This window comes from Shewanella sedimentimangrovi (assembly GCF_017354965.1).
In the GTDB taxonomy this organism is placed as follows: domain Bacteria; phylum Pseudomonadota; class Gammaproteobacteria; order Enterobacterales; family Shewanellaceae; genus Shewanella; species Shewanella cyperi.
In genome coordinates this window covers 2,075,473-2,094,711 of record NZ_CP071502.1, presented here as the reverse complement: position 1 = coordinate 2,094,711, position 19,239 = coordinate 2,075,473, and the positions used below count along the sequence as shown (strand labels likewise).

The following is a 19,239-nucleotide window of genomic DNA, read 5'->3' as shown; positions in this document are numbered from 1 at the left end:
ATTTATCTGTTTCCTGTCGACGGTAGGCGGCTAAATACTTTGATTGTCAAACTATATGGAGATCAAATATTATTCCCGGTACAGCACCAGTAAAAATTTTAATTTCCGGACGCAGTTATGGCCCTCAATTCTCCCTCAGCCAAGCCCCATTCCATTAAACGATGGCAGCATGCCCATGGTTTCCTGTCCCAGCAGGAATCGGCAGAACGCAGCACCCGCTACGTGCTTTATCTGACCTTTATCACCATGGTGGCGGAAATCGCCGCCGGTACTGTGTTCGGCTCCATGGCGTTGCTTGCCGATGGCTGGCACATGGCCACCCACGTTGCGGCTTTTGTGATCACACTGTTTGCCTATCACTATGCACGTAAGCACCGGGACAACCCGGCCTTTGCCTTTGGTACCGGCAAGGTAGGCGTACTGGGCGGATTTACCAGTGCCATCGCCCTGGGATTGGTGGCCTTGATGATGGTGGTGGAGTCCGGCAGTCGCCTGGTATCACCCCATGAAATCCATTTCAATGAAGCCATAGTGGTGGCCATGATAGGACTTGGTGTCAATTTGCTCAGCGCCTGGTTACTGAAAGATGCGCATCATCACCATCACCATCATGACCACAATCATGATCACAATCATGACCATAGCCATGAACACGATGAACATGGCGCCGAAGACCATCATCACCACGACCACAACCTCCATGCCGCCTATATGCATGTGCTCGCCGATGCGCTGACCTCTGTGCTGGCCATTGCCGCCTTGCTTGCCGGAAAGTATGCCGGTCTGAACTGGCTGGACCCTGTGATGGCCATAGTGGGTGCCGTGATTATCGGTCGCTGGGCCTGGGGCCTGGTTGTACATACCAGCCCGGTTCTGCTCGATGCCATGGAAGATGATGATGATGCCCGCCAGGCGAAACGATTGCTTGAGGCCTTGCCGGATCATCAGGTGGCCGATCTGCATGTGTGGCCGGTCAGCGCCAACCATAGTGCCCTGATGGTGAGCCTGGTTACCCACAGTCCCAGACCCACGGAGGAATACCATGAGTTGCTGGCCCGGGAACTGCACGTGGACCATATCACGGTTGAGGTCAACGTCTGTACCGCGATAGAATGCCGGAGTCACCATGGCCAACACCTCTGAGCTGCACTATCAACTTCTCGATTTCTATGAAAAATTTTCCGGTTGGGAGCACGATACCGTGGGTGACAGTGGTTTGCCGCTGCCATGGGTCCACACCATAGAAATGTTGGGGGTACACGGTCCCAGACGCATGACAGATCTGGCCAAACTCAATCACGTCACCCTGGGAACGCTCACCAGTCGCATTGATAAACTGGAAGCGCTTGGCCTGGTTGAGCGCCAGGCCAACCCTGAGGATCGGCGCTCCTTGCTGATAGCGCTCACCGATTCGGGGCGGGCGGTGTTCGATGAGCATGATCGCAAGCACAGGGCGCTGACATCGGCCCTGATGGCTAAACTCAGTCAAACTGAGCGTTTGCAGTTTGCTGATTTGCTAACCAGGGTGTCAGCCGCATTTGCCGAGGTAGACGGTTCAAATCCCGAAACAAATTAGTGGTTTGCTCCCGGCAGCTTTTGTTATAGCTTTGTGGTTTTATCTTCAGATGGAACTGCAACATGAAACACACCCTATTGCTGCTGTCATTGTTGGCGGCCAGCCAATCACTCAAAGCCGAGGAAGATGCCTTCCTTTGGCTTGAGGACGTTGAAGGCGCCAAGCCCATGTCCTGGGTCAAAAGCCACAATCAGCGCTCGGCCGAGGAAATCAAGGCCTATCCCGGATTTGACACCCTGGTCAGCAACAGCCTCGCCATACTCAATGACAAGGCCCGTATTCCGTACGCCTTCAGGATCAATGGCCAGCTTTACAACTTTTGGAAGGACGATGAACATCCACGGGGGATCTTGCGCACCACCAGCCGGGAGGAGTACGCCAAGGACAGCCCCAATTGGCACACTGTGCTGGATATAGATGCCCTGGGCCGGGATGAGGGCGTCAACTGGGTTTATAAAGGTTTCAATTGCCAGTATCCCAAAAACGAGCGCTGCTTTGTCAGCCTGTCCCGTGGCGGCGCCGATGCGGTTGAGGTGCGTGAATTCAACCTGACCGCCGGCAAGTTCGTCAGCGAAAACCAGTACTGGGTTCCCGAGGCCAAATCCGATTTGACCTGGCTGGACGAGAACAAGGTGTTTATCGGCACCGATTTCGGTCCGGGCTCCATGACGGACTCAGGTTATCCCAAGCAAGTTAAGCTCTGGCAGAGGGGGACGCCCCTCAAGGATGCCAAGCTTGTCTTCAGTGGCGAGCAGGCTTCGGTTGCCGTCGGCGCCCAGGTGCTGTACGACGGTATCAAACCCTTGGCACTTATCAGCGAATTCCCCACCTTTTTCACCTCCCGTCATCAGGTTTATCAGGATGGTAAACTCGCCGCGCTGAATGTACCGGAAGATGCGACCATCGCCGGTTACTATCAGGGCAAACTCTTCCTTGAACTCAAGAGTGAGCTGAAACAGGGCAAAGAGGCCTTCCCTCAGGGGGCAGTAGTTTATGCCGATGTCGACAGCCTGGTGTCTGCAACGCCGCACTTTGCACTGCTGGTCAGCCCGACGCCAACTGCTTCCATCAACCAGGTCAGCTTTACCCGCGCCGGTATCTTTGTTAACTGGCTGGATAATGTCAAAAACCGCCTGGAGCGCCTGCGTATGGATGCCAACGGCCAGTGGCAGGTCAGTGCGGTGGATTTTCCCAGCAATGGTAGCCTGACCCTGACCGATCCCCGTCAGGACAGCGACAGCTTCTTTGTCGACTACACCAGTTTCCTTGAGCCTCCCAGCCTGTACGAGGTGGATGGTGCCAGCTTGAAATTCAACAAGCTCAAGGCCATGCCCGAGGGTTTTGATGGCAGCAAGTTTGTCACCGAGCAGCACTTCGCCACGTCCAAAGACGGAACCCGGGTCCCTTACTTTGTGGTCATGGCTAAGGAAACCAAGCTTAACGGTGCCAATCCGACGCTGCTGTATGGCTATGGCGGCTTTGAGGTTTCACTGAGACCCAAGTACTCGGCCACCATAGGCAAAAACTGGTTGGAGCAGGGCGGTGTTTACGTACTGGCCAACATCCGTGGTGGTGGTGAATATGGACCGGCCTGGCATCAGGCGGCCTTGAAGCAAAATCGCCATAAAGCCTATGAAGATTTTGAAGCCATAGCCGAAGATCTGATTGCCCGCAAGATCACCTCCAGCCGCCACTTGGGGATCCAGGGTGGCAGCAACGGTGGTCTGTTGATGGGGGCCGCCTTTACCCGCCGTCCCGATCTGTACAATGCCGTGGTTTGTCAGGTTCCCTTGCTAGATATGAAGCGTTTCAATCAGTTGCTCGCAGGAGCCAGTTGGATGGGTGAATATGGCAACCCGGATGTGGCCGAACAATGGGACTACATCAAGGGGTATTCGCCTTACCACAATCTGGACAAGAACAAACGTTATCCCAAGGTGTTCTTCACCACGTCCACCCGTGATGACAGGGTACATCCGGGCCATGCCCGCAAGATGGTGGCCAAGATGGAATCCATGGGGATTGACGTGCTTTATTATGAAAATATCGAAGGCGGCCATGCCGGTGCTGCAGATAATCATCAAGCTGCGGAACTAAATAGCCTGGCGTTTGCCTACTTACTTACACAGCTGAAATAGCCGTAAGAAATTCCCTATAGGTTGGGGACACAAAGCGGCCGATATCTGCGGATCCGGCCGCTTTTCTTTGCTCTTTTTTGACCTGCTACCCCTAGCGGGCTGAAAAGGCTTCAACCTGTGGAGGCAAGGGCGTTATAATTGCTTGCCCTTTATTCAACATCAACTATTGATTAGCAGGTTTTTGCGTGTTCAAGACTCTATCCGCCAACAAATTTACCTTTTTGCTCGCCCTGTTTTATACCTGCGTTTTCAATATCCCGCTGTTTGAAATTGTTGCTCGCGGCGTACAAAAACAGGCCGATGTTAACTGGGTGTTTATTGCCAGTTTCCCGATCTTGCTCACCTGTCTGCTGAGCCTGATTTTTTCCCTGTTCAGCTTCCGTTTCCTGGCCAAGCCGTTCTTTATCCTGCTGACGCTGCTGTCATCCAGTGTGTTTTTTGGCATGTGGAAGTACGGCATAGTGTTTGACCGTCCCATGATGGAAAACATTTTTGAAACCAACCCCGCCGAGGCATCCATGTACCTCAACTGGGCGTCGGTGTTGAACATGCTGCTCACCGGCCTGCTGCCCGCCTGGCTTATCTTCAAGGCCCCCATTGAATATCGCAGTGCGGGTAAGGAGCTGTTGCACAAGTTGGGCTTTATGCTGGCCATGGTGCTCGTCAGTGGCGTTATTCTCGGGGTTTACTATCAGAATTATGTGGCCTTCGGCCGCAACAATGACGTGATGAAGCAATATATAGTGCCGACCTATTTTATTGGTTCGGCCGCCAAGTACGTCAATCAACACTATTTTGAAAAGCCCATTCCCTACACCCAGCTGGGTACGGATGCGAAACAAAAGCCTTCCGTGGCCGGTAAACCCAAGGTGACTGTGTTGGTCATAGGCGAGACCGCCCGGGCGATGAACTATCAATACTATGGCTATGGCAGAGAAACCAATGCCTATACCGCCAAGCTGGGTTTGGCCGTGTTTGGCAAAACCATTTCCTGCGGTACGGCAACCGCCCAATCCTTGCCCTGTATGTTGTCCCGCTTCGATCGTGATAACTATGATGTGCGCCGTGCCAAGGCCCAGGACAGCGTAATCGACGTTGCCAGCCATGCGGGACTGGCGGTCACCTGGATTGACAATGACAGCGGCTGCAAAGGTGCCTGCGACAGGGTTGAGCATGAATTGATTAAGCTGGATGCGGATCCGGCACTGTGTGATGGTGAATCCTGTTTCGATCAGATCCTGCTGCACCGTCTCGATGACAAGCTGGCAGCGCTCGACGGCCGTGACAGCCTGATAGTCCTGCACGTGATGGGCAGTCATGGCCCGACCTATTTCCGTCGTTATCCGGATGATCACAGATTCTTTACTCCGGATTGTCAGCGCAGCGATATTCAAAATTGCAGTGCCGAAGAGCTGATGAACACCTACGACAATACCATTCGCTACACAGACTATATCCTGGCAGAAGTTGTGTCGCGGTTACAGGCGGTATCGGACAAGGCCGACACCGCCATGATGTACATTTCCGATCATGGTGAGTCCCTGGGAGAAAAGGGCATGTATTTGCACGGTGCGCCCTATGCCTTTGCACCCAGTGAACAAATAGAAATCCCCTGGTTGCTGTGGCTGTCTGACAGCTTTGCCGCGACCACAGGCAAGGACAAAAATTGCCTCAAGACGTCTCTGGGCCGGGGGGAGTTCAGTCACGACTACCTGTTCGATACCTTGCTGGGCTTGTTGCATGTTGAAACATCCGTATATCGCCGCCAAACGGATGCGCTGGCCGAGTGCAATGTGCAGGTGTAATGGTTTCGAGAAATAAAAAAGGCGCCGGTGGCGCCTTTTTCATATACGTGATCCCGGGAATGGATCAGCCCTGAGAGCGTATCTGGGTTAAATCCATGTGCATTTTAATCAGATGCTCTTCCATATCAAAGGTTACGGTAAAGCCCAGGGATTTCGCCAGATTGGCCATGGCGCGATTTTCGAACATGGTGAATCCGGATAATACCTGGGTACCATTGTCCAGGTAATAATGGATCAGTTTTTCCAGCAGCAATTTGCCTAAACCTATCCCCTGAAAGTCACCGCGCACGGCCATGGCAAATTCGGCCTCGGTGTTATCGGGATCGATTGAGGCCCTTACCGCGCCCAGGGTCATATCCTCGCCGTTGGCTTCGCGGGTGGTGGCGATGAACGCCATTTCCCGTGCATAGTCTATCTGGGTCAGCACGGCCATTTCTTCATGGGTCATGCGCTGCCGCACCCCGAAATAGCGCTTGTACCTGTCTTCATCCGACAGGGAGTTGTCGAAGGCCAAATGCTTGGGCTCATCTTCCGGCAATATGGGTCTCAACCTCACCTGCAGCCCGTTTTTAAGTACCGCGGTTTCTTCAAGTTCCTTGGGGTAGGGCAAGATGGCGAGGCGATTGCTGTGATCGCCCCCGGGTGGTGCCAGTCCCAGGTTGATATCCAGCACACTTATCTGATCGCCAGCCGCCAGTACGGGATTGAGATCCAGCGTCTGAATTTCCGGGCAATCGATAATAAGGTGGGAAATCTTTACCAGCATCAGGCACAAGGCCTGCATGTCCAACCCCTTGGGCAGATGCCTGTCCCTGAGCTTATGGGTCTTGAGGGCCTGGATCACCATGTAGCGGGCCAGAGCCATGTTCAATGGCGGCAGGGCCACGGCGGCATCCCGGGTGGGGTGCCACTCGGACCCACCTTCACCAAGGCAGATTGCCGGACCAAACACAGGATCCTGGATCACAGCCACGCGGATTTCCTGGGCACCGGCGGTGAGTGCCATGCGCTGCACCGTCAATCCCTCAATGTTTATCTTGCCATCGGCCAGATGCACCCGCTCGGCCATGGCCGTGGCAGCGTGCCTGAGCTCGTCTGCCGAGGTCAGGTTAAGGGTCACCCCATGGACATCGGATTTATGGCGCAGGTCGCGGGATTGAATTTTCAGTGCCACAGGATAACCGGCGCGATCCGCCAGCTGCACAGCCTCGTCGACATCGGCAGCAAACCAGGTGGCTATGGTATCCAGACCATAGGCCGCCAGTATCGGCGCTGCCTCATGGGTTTCCAGGCTGCTACGGCCGGACGCTATCGCCTCTTTCAACAGCAAACGCGCCCGTGACGGCTCGCTTTGCACCTTGTCGGTAATGGACTGGGGCACCTCCTGCAGCAACTTCTGGTTACGCCGGTATTCCACCATGTGCATAAAGGCCCCCACGGCGCCACCGGGGGTGCGATAGGTCGGCACTCCGGCCCGGGAGAAGCGTTTTCTCGCCTGGTAGGCTGCATCTTCGCCACTCCAGTTGGTGAGGATATTCATGCGATTGCGTTTGGGATGGGTAGCAATGACCTCGATAAGCGCCTCTGCAATTTCAACGCTTTCGCCGAGGGCGGATGGTGAATGCATCACCAAAATGGCATCCACATCGTCACTGTCCATCATCTGCCGCAGGGCCTTGGCGTACCGCTCCGGTCCCGCGTCGCCTATGATGTCAACGGGGTTTTGCCCCGACCAGGTCGACGGCAACACAGAGTCCAGTTGCTTAACCGTATCTTCGCTAAGTTGGGCCAGCTTGCCGCCACGCAGAATCAGTTCATCTACCGCCAATACGGCCGGGCCGCCACCGTTGGAAATGATCCCCAGCCGTTCACCCATCAGTGGATTGGCGTGTGCCAGACTTTCCAGCGCCGCAAACATTTCAATAAGATCATTCACTCTGAGCATACCGGCCCGGCGGAATGCGGCCTCGTAGACAGCATCATTGCCGCTGACTCCGCCTGTGTGCAGCAAGGCAGCATCGGCCCCTTCAAGACTGCGGCCGGATTTAATCACCAAAATAGGCTTGTTGCGGGCGGCGGCGCGGGCGGCCGACAGAAAATGGCGCTTTTCATTTATTGAGTCGATGTAGAGCATGATGGCGCTGGTGCGACCGTCCCGTCCCAGATAATCCAGCAGCTCATCGAAGTCGATATCTGTGGCATCCCCGAGGGAAATGAAGGAAGAGAAACCTATTCCCCGATTATTGGCCCAATCCAATACCGTGGTGCAGATGGCCGCAGACTGGGAGACAAAAGCAATCTTTCCCGGTAACGCCGTGGTATGGGCCAGACTGGCATTCAGCCCCAAGGTTGGCAGCATCATCCCCAGACTGTTGGGCCCCAGGATCCGCATGCCATAACGGCGGGCATGGGCAAGAGTTTGCTCCAGCAGATTCTGATCGTCAGGCCCTTTTTCCTTGGCCATGCCCGATGCCAATATGATGGCGACCTTGCAGCCAAACTGGGCGAGGGTTTCAACTATGGCCGGCACCCGACTGCCGCGGGTACAAATGATGGCGATGTCGGGCTTTATCGGCAGGGATTCAATATTGGGATAGGCCAGTACCCCCATGACCGCCTGATACTTGGGAGTCACCGGCATGATGGGACCGGCAAAGCCACCGGATAAAAGGTGTTTCATCACCACGTTACCGGCCCGTTTGGCACCGTTGGAGGCGCCAATCACGGCGATGGAACTGGGTTTAAACAGGGTGCTCAGGGTACGTTGGCTCATAGCGGTCCATGTCTTAGCAGGCAATATGCCGAAAGCCTATGATTTCACAGCCAAGGGGGTAGGGGCAATATGACAAAAGTTGAGCTAAATCCGTTATCTGGAAATTAATTGCCCCGTCTTTCCCGCTCAGCGGATCTTGAATCTGGCCACCTGTTGCCTGAGCTGTTGCCCCAGGGTTCCGGCGCGGTTGGCGCTGGATTGACTGTCGTCCACCAGAGCGACGGTATTGTGACTCAACTCTGACAGTTCGCTCAGGTTGCGATTGATATCCTCTGTGACCTGACTTTGCTCTTCGGTGGCGGTTGCCGTATGGGCCGACATATCGCCAACACGCTCCGTGGCCTCACTGATTTGCGCCAGGGCACGCTTGGCCTCGTCACTCAGGCCAACGGTCTCTTCCACCAGGCCAGTGCCTTTACTTATCCCGGCAACGGCGCTGGTCACGCCGGCTTGCAAGGCGGCGATCATACGCTGAATGTCCTCGGTGGATTTTTCGGTGCGACTGGCGAGGGTTCTGACCTCATCGGCCACCACAGCAAAGCCGCGACCCTGCTCTCCGGCGCGGGCGGCTTCAATGGCCGCATTGAGTGCCAGCAGATTGGTTTGCTCGGCAATGTCGCGGATCACATGCAGCACTGAGGTTATGTTCTCCGAGGTGCTTTCAAGTTCACCTATGACCTTGGCGGCATGATTAATGGCGTCGGCCAACTGGCCTATTTTGGCGACGGAATGTTCCAGCACCTTCTGTCCTGCCTGGGTTTGACTCCGGACCTGATTCAATTCGGCAGCGGTTTGCAGTGCATTTTCCGCCACTTCGCGTACCGTGGCGCCCATTTGATTGACTGCCGTCGCCACCAATTCAATCGACTGTCCCTGCTTATGGGTCAGCTCAACCGTGTGGGCCGACACCTGGTCGAGGGTTTGCAGCTCATTTCCGAGGGTGTCGGCATTGGCCACCACAGCCGCCACCATCTGTTGCAGTTGCTCTATGAAGTCATCAATGGCCCGGGCCAGGGTGCCGATTTCATCCTGGCGGGCAATGCCAATTCTTTGGGTCAAATCGCCGTCACCACGTGCCAGGGAGTGCACCTTGTTCGTAATGGCCGCCAGGTTTTCAACCAGGTATTTGGGGCCCATGTAAGCAATTAACAGTGACAACAGGGCCAGGATTAAGGTGATGGTACGCGAAATCCAGCCGCTGCGCTCAGCACCGGCATTACCGGTCGCGGCGAGGTCCTGTGCCTGGTTGTCGGCAGCTTCTCCCGCGGCGTTGTATATGTCCCGCAGGGCTGAAAAGTTTTTCCCGGAAACGTCTTTATAGTGGGCCAGAGCCTCATCGATGGCGCCCTTTTCGGCCAGAGCTATGCTGGTATCGAGATCCTGCTGCCATTTCCGGAACGCTGCATCAAAGCCCCGGGTGGCCTGTTGCACCTCGGTAAATTCGCTCAGCAAAGTGCGGAATTGCTCCATCCGGTCGCGGGCCTGCTCCAGATTTTCCGCTATGCTGTCCAGCTGCTTTTGACGGGCATCGGCGCGCTGGGCAATGGTCATCAGTTGCAATTCCGCCAGGCGCGCCTGATACAAGTCTCGATCGGCATTGAGTACCGCCGAAATGGCCGGGTTGAACTGGCTGCCCAGGGCCGTTGCGAGTCGTGCGGTATGGTTGCTGCGCCACTCGTCTATGACGCTCAGTAACAGCAGGGACAGGGTCAGAACAATAAACAGCAGACTGAATCGGGCTCTGAGGCTGGTGAACATGATGTCATCTCATTTAACCATAAGACCTTAATTGTAGTCGCTTGGTCAACTCGGGAAGGTCTGGCGTAGGAAGTCAGGGATGGAGCAGGGCGAACGGCAGGAATTGCAGGCATAAAAAAACCTGCAATATGCAGGTTTGATTGGTACACCCGAGTGGACTCGAACCACCGACCCCTACCATGTCAAGGTAGTGCTCTAACCAGCTGAGCTACGGGTGTATCGTATGACTGTCATTTTTTGACTCTGTGAAGAGAGTGGTACACCCGAGTGGACTCGAACCACCGACCCCTACCATGTCAAGGTAGTGCTCTAACCAGCTGAGCTACGGGTGTACATTGTCGCCTTGGCAGCGAACGAGCGCTATATTAAGTGGCCCGGTGCCAGGCATGCAAGCAAAAATCATCAAAAATCGCTTAAATGGTGATTTGCTGTGCAACGGGGCGCCAATTGATTTCAAATTCAGCCGCAGACAGTCAGTGGCCGGAGGTGAATTCGAAACGTCTGCCGCTTTTTTGTATGGATCTCAAGCGAATAGCAAACAGTACTGCCGCAGTGGTCAAGCCGGCGATAAGGCCGGTCCAGAAACCATGGGCCCCCATTGCGGGAACCAGCAGGTCGGTATAGCCGAGCACATAGCCCAGGCTCATGCCAACGCCCCAATAGGAAATCAGGGTGATCCCAAAAGCGCTGCGGGTATCTTTATAACCACGAAGGGCTGCGGCAGCCACCACCTGCACCGAGTCTGACAACTGGTACAGGGCGGCCATCAACATCAGACTGCCGGCAAGGGCTACCACCTCGGGCTCGGAGTTGTACAACCGGGCGATATCAAATCGCAGCCACACAGTCATCACAGCGGTAAAGGCTGCCAATACAAACCCCAGCGTTAAACCAACCCTGGTGACCAGTACCGCGGTATCGGCCTGCTCGCGCCCCAGATAGTATCCAACCCGGATAGACACGGCGATACCGACCGACAAAGGCAACATAAACACCATGGCCGAAAAATTGAGGGCAATCTGATGACCTGCGACCACGATTGCCCCCAGTGGGGCAAGCAGCAGGGCGATTACGGCAAACAGACTGACTTCGAAGAACAGCGCCATGGCAATCGGCATACCCAGTTTGAGCATTTGCCACAGGGTCTTTCCGTGGGGCCGATGCCAACTTCCCAATGGCTTAACCTCGCCAAATTTGCGATGCACTTGCATGTAGACAGTCATGGCCAGCAACATGGCCCAGAACACCAGCGCGGTCGCGACTCCGCACCCGGCACCACCCATTGCCGGCATACCAAACTTGCCGTATATGAAGATGTAGTTGGCCGGGATATTCACCGCTAGGCCAACAAAGCCTATGACCATGGTTGGCAGGGTATAGGAAATCCCTTCACTGACACCGCGAAGCACCTGGTACAGCACATAGGCCGGGGCGCCCCAGAGAATGGCGTTGAGGTATCCTTCGGACTGTGCCTGCAACAGCGGCTCCAGGTCCATCTTGTCGAGCAATAAGGACGCAGACCCCAAAAACAGCATCACGCCAATGGCGCCAACTGTGGCAATATAGGCCGCCTGGAATGCCAGAGGACGAATGGATTTTGAATCGTCTGCGCCGTGGTAATGAGAAAACAGGGGTGTAAAGGCCATCAGCATGCCGTGCACAAAGAGAATGGCAGGCAACCACAGGCTGGTGCCGACAGCCACTGCGGCCATATCCGTGGCGCTGACGCGACCGGCCATCATGGTATCGATAAAGCCCATCATGGTTTGGGTTATTTGGGCAATGAACACGGGCAATGCCAGTTGAATAAGCTTTTTGGCCTGGAAGCCTGATTGATGCATGGGTTCGCCCTACAACGACAGAGTGAGAAAATGTTTACGGGTATAGTGCAAGCCACCTGCGATGTGGTGGACATTCAAAAGAAAGACAAACTTAACACCCTGGCAATCTCTTTACCGCCGGAATTGAGAAAAGATCTGAGTCTCGGTGCCAGCATTGCCACCAATGGCGTATGCCTGACGGTGACCGGATGGCAGGATGATAGGGTGTTTTTTGATGTGATGGAAGAGACGCTGAGCCTGACCAACCTGGCAGCACTGGTTCCGGGCAGCCGGGTAAATATTGAACGCTCGCTGACCTTCGGCAAGGAAATTGGCGGGCATCTGCTGTCCGGCCACATACATACCAAGGCCAGGGTGGTCGGGGTGCAGATGAATGGAATGCAGAAAGATCTCAGGCTTGAATTGGCGCCACAGTGGATGAAATACGTACTTTACAAGGGATTTATCGGCGTCAATGGCTGCAGCCTGACCGTGGGTGAGGTGACCCGGAACCAATTCCGGCTCCATTTAATCCCGGAAACCCTGAGGCTCACCAACCTGTCAGAGGTGAGCGAAGGCGACTGGCTCAATATCGAAATCGACAGTCAAACCCAGACCATAGTGGATACGGTCGAGCGGGTATTGGCGGCCCGCCAAGTTCAATAGAGCTGTTCGTCATCCCCATCGACAAAGAGTTCAATCTTGCGGTGCAGCTCGTCAATGTGCATACGCAGATGTATGGGGTTGCAACATATACGACAGTCGTCGTAGTAATCCTGATCGCCGCCACTGGCGTCAACATCAATGTGCTGATGATGGCCACAGTGGGGGCAACAGATGGTCTGGGTTTTCACCTTCATCATCCTGCTCCCTGGAAGCCACAGGCACTGCGGCCTCCATCCACTGCTATTACTTGCCCGCTGATATAGGGGGCCTCTACAAGGAAACGCACCGTTCGGGCGATATCTTCAGGCTCTCCCGCACGACTCAATGGAATTTGCCCCAACACCTGCTGTATCGCCTGTCCATCACTGGTTTCGGGCCACAATATTGCGCCCGGTGCCACGCCATTCACCCTCACGGAAGGGGCCAGCTCCTGGGCCAGAGACAGGGTCGCCATTTCCAGCGCTGCCTTTGATATAGAGTATAGGCCATGGCCCCTCAGCGGGCGACGGCCATGGATATCCAGCAGATTGATGACCACCCCCAGTTGCTGGGCCAACAGGGGGGCAAGAGCCGTTGCCATCGCATAGGGTGCCAGCAAGTTGGTATTCAGTATCGATGATGCCTGAGCCCGGGAAAAAGGCCGGGCGTCTGTGGTAAACACAGCTGCGTTGTTGACCAGTACCTTCAGCCCGGAGAGCTGCTTGACCTGATCGATAAGGCTGTCGAGCTCAGCGGCTTCGGCAAGGTCTGCACGAAATGTGCGACATGAGCCCTGGCGTATGCTGTTGAAGTGGGCGGCGAGGGCGGTCGCTTCCTCCGCCGACTCATGATAGTGGAGCGCCACATTGTAGCCGGCCCCATGGAGATTGCGCGCTATGGCAGCGCCGATGCGGCGACTGCCTCCGGTGATCAGTGCCCAATGCTGCATATAAATCTCCTAATCACAGATATTCAAAAACTTAAGTCGGGCAAGCTTACTCCGCACCCCTTAGACTCTCAAGCATAGCAAGCTGCCGGTTTGCTTGTGCCGATAGCGCCTATGCCGTAAACTTATCATTCAACATCCGGAAACGGCATCAAGGCTCCTGTACTGCCTTACCCTTCGGATGTTTTTCATTTTAATGCCCATGTGGCCCTGCGTGTGGGTCACCACTGGAAAAAGGACTATTCATGCCCGTAATTACACTTCCTGATGGCAGCCAACGTGTGTTTGCCAATCCCGTATCCACTCTGGATGTTGCCGCCGACATAGGCCCTGGTCTCGCAAAGGCCTGTATTGCCGGTCGCGTTAATGGCGAACTGAAAGATGCCTGTGATCTGATAACCGATGACGCCACCTTATCCATCATCACCACCAAGGATGAAGAGGGTCTGGAGATATTGCGCCACTCCTGTGCGCACTTGCTCGGTCATGCTATCAAGCAACTGTGGCCCGAAACCAAGATGGCCATTGGTCCTGTGATCGACAACGGCTTCTACTATGATGTGGATCTGGACCACAAGCTGCATCAGGATGATCTGGACGCGCTGGAAAAGCGCATGCTGGAACTGGCCAAGACAGATTACAACGTGATCAAACGCGTGGTGAGCTGGCAGGAAGCCCGTGACACCTTTGAAAGCCGCGGTGAGTCGTACAAGATGGCGATCCTGGACGAGAACATCGCCAAGGATGCTACCCCGGCCCTGTACCATCACGAAGAATACACAGACATGTGCCGTGGTCCCCACGTGCCAAATATGCGTTTCTGCCATCATTTCAAACTGATGAGTGTGGCCGGTGCCTACTGGCGCGGTAACTCCGACAACAAGATGCTGCAACGCATCTACGGTACCGCCTGGGGTGACAAGAAAGCCCTCAGTACCCACCTGGCCCGTCTGGAAGAAGCGGCCAAACGCGACCATCGTAAGATTGGCAAGCAGCTCGACCTGTACCATATGCAGGAAGAAGCACCGGGAATGGTGTTCTGGCACAACGATGGCTGGAGCATTTTCCGCGAATTGGAAACCTTCGTGCGTCACAAGCTCAATGAGTATGTGTATGACGAGGTAAAAGGTCCGTTCATGATGGACAGGGTGCTCTGGGAGCGTTCCGGTCACTGGGACAAATACGCTGATGCCATGTTCACCACCAGCAGTGAAGCCCGTGAATATGCCATCAAGCCGATGAACTGCCCGGGTCACGTGCAGATTTTCAACCAGGGGTTGAAGTCCTACCGCGATCTGCCGCTGCGTATGGCGGAATTCGGTTGCTGTCACCGCAATGAGCCATCAGGTTCGCTGCACGGCTTGATGCGGGTCCGTGGCTTTACCCAGGATGATGCCCATATCTTCTGTACCGAAGAGCAGGTGCAGACCGAGGTGAGCGCCTGTATCAAGATGGTCTATGACACTTACTCCACCTTTGGTTTCCAGAACATTGTGGTCAAGCTGTCTACCCGTCCGGAAAAGCGCATTGGTGACGATGCCATGTGGGACAGGGCTGAATCAGCCCTGATCGAAGCGCTCAATGCCAACGGCATCAGTTTCGAAATCCTGCCGGGCGAAGGAGCCTTCTACGGACCCAAGATTGAATTTACCCTGCACGACTGCCTCGACCGCGCCTGGCAGTGCGGCACAGTGCAACTGGATTACGCCTTGCCTGGTCGTTTGGGGGCCACCTATGTGGCCGAAGATAACAGTCGCCAGACACCTGTGATGATCCACCGTGCCATTTTGGGCTCTTTGGAGCGTTTTATCGGCATTCTCATAGAAGAATATGCTGGTCGCTTCCCAACCTGGCTGGCGCCTATGCAGGTTGTTGTGATGAACATAACGGACAAGCAGTCTGATTATGTTGAAGAAGTTGTCAAATTCTTCAAAGAACAGGGCATTCGTGCATCTAAAGACTTGAGGAATGAGAAAATTGGCTTTAAAATACGCGAGCACACCTTAAGGCGTGTCCCTTATCTGTTGGTGGTCGGTGACCAGGAAATGGAGAACAGGGAAATCGCGGTGCGAACCCGTGACGGGGTCGATCTTGGAAAGATGTCGATAGAGTTATTCGCTTCCAAGGTAAAAGAACAAATTTCGCATCGTAGTCTCAAATTGTTGGAGGATTAGGTCATAAAGATCAAAAAAGCAGGGCGTCAATCGGCCCCGAACAGAATCAATGAAGAAATTACCGGCGTACCTGAGGTGCGTTTAACCGGCATTGATGGTGAAGCTATTGGTGTAGTCAGCATCAGAGAAGCTCAAGAGTTGGCCGATGAAGCCGGAGTCGATCTCGTTGAGATCAGTCCAAATGCAGAACCTCCAGTCTGTCGTATAATGGACTACGGTAAATATCTGTTCGATAAGTCGAAAGCACAAAAAGAACAGAAGAAGAAGCAAAAGCAGGTCCAGGTTAAGGAAATCAAATTCCGTCCTGGAACTGACGAAAACGACTATCAGGTAAAACTACGCAACCTGATTCGTTTTCTTGAAGACGGTGACAAAGCGAAAATCACGCTGCGTTTCCGGGGTCGCGAAATGGCACACCAAAACCTGGGTATGGATCTGTTGAACCGTATCAAGGCCGATTTGGAAGAGTATGCGGTTGTCGAGTCCTTCCCGAAAATGGAAGGCCGCCAAGCCATCATGGTGCTGGCACCCAAAAAGAAATAGTAGGGCAAGTTGAAAGTAACAGGCCTTCCTCGGAAGGCCTGTTCGCCTTACGTTTTATTAACATCCCAATGCGGAGTTTGTAGTCATGCCAAAAATGAAAACTGACCGCGGCGTTGCGAAGCGTTTTAAGAAAACCGCCAATGGTTTCAAGCGCAAGCAAGCCCACCTGCGTCACATCCTGACCAAGAAGAGCACCAAGCGTAAGCGCCATCTGCGCGCCAAATGCCTGGTTGCCAAAGCCGACGTTCCAGCAATCGCGCGTCAACTGCCATACGCTTAATTTAGGAGAGATAGAAAATGCCAAGAGTTAAGCGTGGTGTTACCGCACGTGCTCGTCACAAGAAGGTTCTGAAGCTTGCCAAAGGTTACTACGGTGCCCGTTCGCGTACTTATCGCGTAGCGGTACAGGCAGTTACCAAGGCTGGTCAATATGCTTACCGTGACCGTCGTCAGAAGAAACGTCAATTCCGTCAACTGTGGATTGCACGTATCAATGCTGCCTCTCGTCAGAATGGTCTGTCTTACAGCCGTTTCATCAACGGTCTGAAGAAGGCTTCTATCGAGATCGATCGTAAGATCCTGGCCGACATCGCTGTATTCGACAAAGTTGTATTTGCAACTCTGGTTGAAAAGGCAAAAGAAGCTCTGACCAAGTAATTGGTTTGAGTGGAATTGAAAAAGGGACCTCTGGTCCCTTTTTTCGTTTTCGCTCTATCGCCGCCAGTCTCATGGTGGCAATAAAAAACCGGTGCATGGCACCGGTTTTTTTACCGCACACTGAAATCAGTGGCTGGCATCGAGGAAGCGCTCGGCATCCAGGGCTGCCATACAACCGGTACCGGCAGAGGTAATAGCCTGACGGTAGTGCTGATCCATAACATCGCCGGCAGCAAACACGCCGGGAATGCTGGTTTGGGTAGCATTGCCATTCAGACCGCTCTGCACCTTGAGATAACCGTTGTTCATTTCCAACTGGCCTTCGAAGATACCGGTATTGGGGCTGTGACCAATGGCCACGAACACGCCGGCTACGGCCAGTTCTTCAATGCTGTCATCCTTGGTGCTCTTGAGCTTAACGCCGGTCACACCCATGTTGTCACCTACCACTTCGTCCAGGGTCGCATCCAAATGCAGGACGATATTGCCGTTGGCTACCTTGTCCATCAGACGATCGATAAGGATTTTCTCGGAGCGGAAGGTATCGCGGCGATGTACCAGGTGCACTTCAGAGGCGATGTTGGACAGATACAGGGCTTCTTCAACCGCAGTGTTACCGCCACCAATCACGGCGACCTTCTGATTGCGATAGAAGAAGCCATCGCAGGTGGCACAGGCGGAGACGCCGCGTCCCATGAAAGCTTCTTCCGAGGGCAGTCCAAGATATCGGGCCGAAGCGCCGGTGGCGATGATCAGCGCATCACAGGTGTACTCACCGTTGTCGCCCTTGAGCTTGAAGGGGCGCTCGGTCAGGGTCACTTCGTTGATATGGTCGAAGATGATCTCGGTATCAAACTTTTCTGCATGTTTATGCATACGTTCCATCAGCAAAGGACCGGTCAGGTGATCTGCATCACCGGGCCAGTTTTCCACTTCAGTGGTAGTGGTCAGCTGACCACCTTGCTGCATACCCGTCACCATGACGGGCTTAAGGTTTGCGCGTGCAGCATAGACGGCTGCTGTGTAACCCGCTGGGCCTGAACCCAAAATCAATACGTTACAATGTTTGGCTTGGCTCATTATTCTCTCCGTGCCCAGATAAGTTGCTCGGATTGTAGGGAATTTACCGTCAAGGGTAAAGGGTATCCGCCAACAGAGATCCGATTGGGTCAATCTGTGCTGTCTATCACAGTTTCCACAAAAACAAAGGGAGCCCTGGGGCTCCCTTCATTCGACGGTCTGACTTACAGCAGAGTGCTTGGCGCTGCGTAAGGCAGGTTGTGGGCTTCAGCCACTTCCTTACAGGTCACTTTGCCGTGCATCACGTTCAAACCATTCAGCAGATGCTTGTCCGCCAGCAGGGCTTCGCGGTAACCCAGGTTCGCCAGTTTGATGATGTAGGGCAGGGTGGCGTTGTTCAACGCAAAGGTTGAAGTACGGGCCACGGCACCTGGCATGTTGGCTACGCAGTAGTGCACCACGTCATCAACTATGTAGGTAGGATCCTGGTGAGTAGTCGCGTGGGAAGTTTCCACACAGCCACCCTGGTCGATAGCCACGTCAACAATGGCAGAGCCTGGCTTCATGCGCTTGATCATGTCGGCGGTAACCAACTTGGGTGCAGCAGCACCTGGGATCAATACGCCGCCGATAACCAGATCGGCTTCCAGTACGTGACGCTCGATGGCATCGGCAGTGGAATACACAGCCTTAACCGCTGAACCGAACTGTACGTTCAGACGACGCAGGGCATCGATAGAACGGTCGAGTACCACAACATCGGCACCCATACCTACGGCCATTTGCGCAGCATTGGTACCCACCATGCCGCCACCTATGATGACAACCTTGGCAGGTTCAACGCCTGGGACACCACCGAGCAGCATACCGCGGCCACCGGCAGATTTTTCCAGCGCCATGGCACCGGCCTGGATAGACATACGACCGGCAACTTCAGACATGGGGGCCAACAAGGGCAAACCACCACGGTCGTCGGTTACGGTTTCGTAGGCGATACACACGGCACCGCTTTGCACCAGCTCTTCAGTCTGTGGCAAATCGGGAGCCAGGTGCAGATAGGTAAAGAGAATTTGGTCGTGGCGCAGCATGGCGCGCTCAACCGCTTGTGGCTCTTTAACCTTTACAATCATTTCAGCTTTGGCAAAGACTTCGGCTGCAGTGCCCAGAATGGCGGCGCCTGCATCGATATAATCCTGATCGGTGAAGCCAATTCCGTTACCGGCATTGGTTTCGACAAAAACCTGATGACCCTTGAGCGTCAGTTCACGAACGCTTGATGGAACCATACCAACACGATATTCATGGTTTTTGATTTCCTTTGGTACACCAATTATCATCTTCGAGCCTCAATTGCATAAAAACCCACTTAATGTGGGCGTAATTG

General features: G+C 54.3%; 16 protein-coding genes and 2 tRNA genes. 9 read left to right on the top strand and 9 right to left on the bottom strand.

The annotated features are described in order from the left end of the window. Positions 1-117: 117 nt before the first annotated feature. The 4 genes from dmeF (at position 118) to JYB85_RS09075 (ending at position 5,519) form a co-directional block, all read left to right on the top strand. The gene (gene dmeF / locus JYB85_RS09090; RefSeq protein WP_207381915.1) at positions 118-1,143 is read left to right on the top strand and encodes a CDF family Co(II)/Ni(II) efflux transporter DmeF; all 1,026 of its coding nucleotides are present in this window, start codon (positions 118-120) and stop codon (positions 1,141-1,143) included. Further along, on the top strand, positions 1,127-1,576 hold the full coding sequence (locus JYB85_RS09085; RefSeq protein WP_207381914.1) for a MarR family winged helix-turn-helix transcriptional regulator: 450 nt from the start codon (positions 1,127-1,129) through the stop codon (positions 1,574-1,576). The genes dmeF and JYB85_RS09085 overlap by 17 nt, the downstream gene beginning before the upstream one ends. A gap of 62 nt (positions 1,577-1,638) precedes the next feature. After that, positions 1,639-3,714 carry a prolyl oligopeptidase family serine peptidase gene (locus JYB85_RS09080; RefSeq protein WP_207381913.1) on the top strand — a complete coding sequence of 692 codons (2,076 nt, stop codon included), beginning with the start codon at positions 1,639-1,641 and terminating at the stop codon, positions 3,712-3,714. A gap of 185 nt (positions 3,715-3,899) precedes the next feature. Continuing rightward, positions 3,900-5,519 carry a phosphoethanolamine transferase gene (locus JYB85_RS09075; RefSeq protein WP_207381912.1) on the top strand — a complete coding sequence of 540 codons (1,620 nt, stop codon included), beginning with the start codon at positions 3,900-3,902 and terminating at the stop codon, positions 5,517-5,519. 64 nt (positions 5,520-5,583) lie between these two features. On the opposite strand, the gene JYB85_RS09070 is transcribed toward JYB85_RS09075, so the two are convergent. The 5 genes from JYB85_RS09070 to JYB85_RS09050 all read right to left on the bottom strand — a co-directional run bounded on the left by JYB85_RS09070 (position 5,584) and on the right by JYB85_RS09050 (position 11,891). Continuing rightward, positions 5,584-8,292, bottom strand: coding sequence for a bifunctional acetate--CoA ligase family protein/GNAT family N-acetyltransferase (locus JYB85_RS09070; RefSeq protein WP_207381911.1), 2,709 nt, complete (start codon positions 8,290-8,292; stop codon positions 5,584-5,586). 126 nt (positions 8,293-8,418) lie between these two features. After that, a complete protein-coding gene (locus JYB85_RS09065) occupies positions 8,419-10,050 on the bottom strand; it encodes a methyl-accepting chemotaxis protein (RefSeq protein ID WP_207381910.1) in 1,632 nt (543 codons plus the stop codon). A 141-nt stretch (positions 10,051-10,191) separates the two neighbouring features. Further along, a tRNA-Val gene (locus tag JYB85_RS09060) sits at positions 10,192-10,268 on the bottom strand. A gap of 37 nt (positions 10,269-10,305) precedes the next feature. Next, positions 10,306-10,382, bottom strand: a tRNA-Val gene (locus JYB85_RS09055). Positions 10,383-10,523: 141 nt separating this feature from the next. Further along, entirely contained in the window at positions 10,524-11,891 is a 1,368-nt protein-coding gene (locus JYB85_RS09050; RefSeq protein WP_207381909.1) for an MATE family efflux transporter, read from the bottom strand. Between the two features lie 30 nt (positions 11,892-11,921). On the opposite strand from JYB85_RS09050, the gene JYB85_RS09045 reads away from it, so the two are divergent. Then, positions 11,922-12,536: a riboflavin synthase subunit alpha gene (locus tag JYB85_RS09045; protein ID WP_207381908.1), complete on the top strand. Its 615-nt coding sequence runs from the start codon at positions 11,922-11,924 to the stop codon at positions 12,534-12,536. Here the strand turns inward: JYB85_RS09045 and JYB85_RS09040 are convergent. Then, positions 12,530-12,730, bottom strand: a complete 201-nt coding sequence (locus JYB85_RS09040; protein WP_207323161.1) for a CPXCG motif-containing cysteine-rich protein — start codon at positions 12,728-12,730, stop codon at positions 12,530-12,532. The two genes, JYB85_RS09045 and JYB85_RS09040, sit on opposite strands and share 7 nt — an antisense overlap. Further along, on the bottom strand, positions 12,730-13,464 hold the full coding sequence (locus JYB85_RS09035) for an SDR family oxidoreductase (RefSeq protein WP_207381907.1): 735 nt from the start codon (positions 13,462-13,464) through the stop codon (positions 12,730-12,732). The genes JYB85_RS09040 and JYB85_RS09035 overlap by 1 nt, the downstream gene beginning before the upstream one ends. A gap of 242 nt (positions 13,465-13,706) precedes the next feature. On the opposite strand from JYB85_RS09035, the gene thrS reads away from it, so the two are divergent. The 4 genes from thrS (at position 13,707) to rplT (ending at position 16,835) form a co-directional block, all read left to right on the top strand. Beyond that, positions 13,707-15,635 (top strand): threonine--tRNA ligase, encoded by a 1,929-nt coding sequence (gene thrS / locus JYB85_RS09030; protein ID WP_207323019.1) that lies wholly within the window; start codon positions 13,707-13,709, stop codon positions 15,633-15,635. A gap of 3 nt (positions 15,636-15,638) precedes the next feature. After that, entirely contained in the window at positions 15,639-16,178 is a 540-nt protein-coding gene (infC, locus tag JYB85_RS09025) for a translation initiation factor IF-3 (protein WP_207323160.1), read from the top strand. Between the two features lie 85 nt (positions 16,179-16,263). Next, a complete protein-coding gene (gene rpmI / locus JYB85_RS09020; RefSeq protein ID WP_207323018.1) occupies positions 16,264-16,458 on the top strand; it encodes a 50S ribosomal protein L35 in 195 nt (64 codons plus the stop codon). A 17-nt stretch (positions 16,459-16,475) separates the two neighbouring features. Beyond that, positions 16,476-16,835 carry a 50S ribosomal protein L20 gene (gene rplT, locus JYB85_RS09015; RefSeq protein ID WP_011637486.1) on the top strand — a complete coding sequence of 120 codons (360 nt, stop codon included), beginning with the start codon at positions 16,476-16,478 and terminating at the stop codon, positions 16,833-16,835. 126 nt (positions 16,836-16,961) lie between these two features. On the opposite strand, the gene trxB is transcribed toward rplT, so the two are convergent. Both trxB and ald read right to left on the bottom strand, forming a co-directional pair. After that, a complete protein-coding gene (gene trxB / locus JYB85_RS09010; RefSeq protein ID WP_207381906.1) occupies positions 16,962-17,915 on the bottom strand; it encodes a thioredoxin-disulfide reductase in 954 nt (317 codons plus the stop codon). Positions 17,916-18,079: 164 nt separating this feature from the next. After that, complete coding sequence (ald, locus tag JYB85_RS09005; protein WP_207381905.1) at positions 18,080-19,192, bottom strand: alanine dehydrogenase; 1,113 nt, start codon at positions 19,190-19,192, stop codon at positions 18,080-18,082. Between the last annotated feature and the right edge of the window lie 47 nt (positions 19,193-19,239).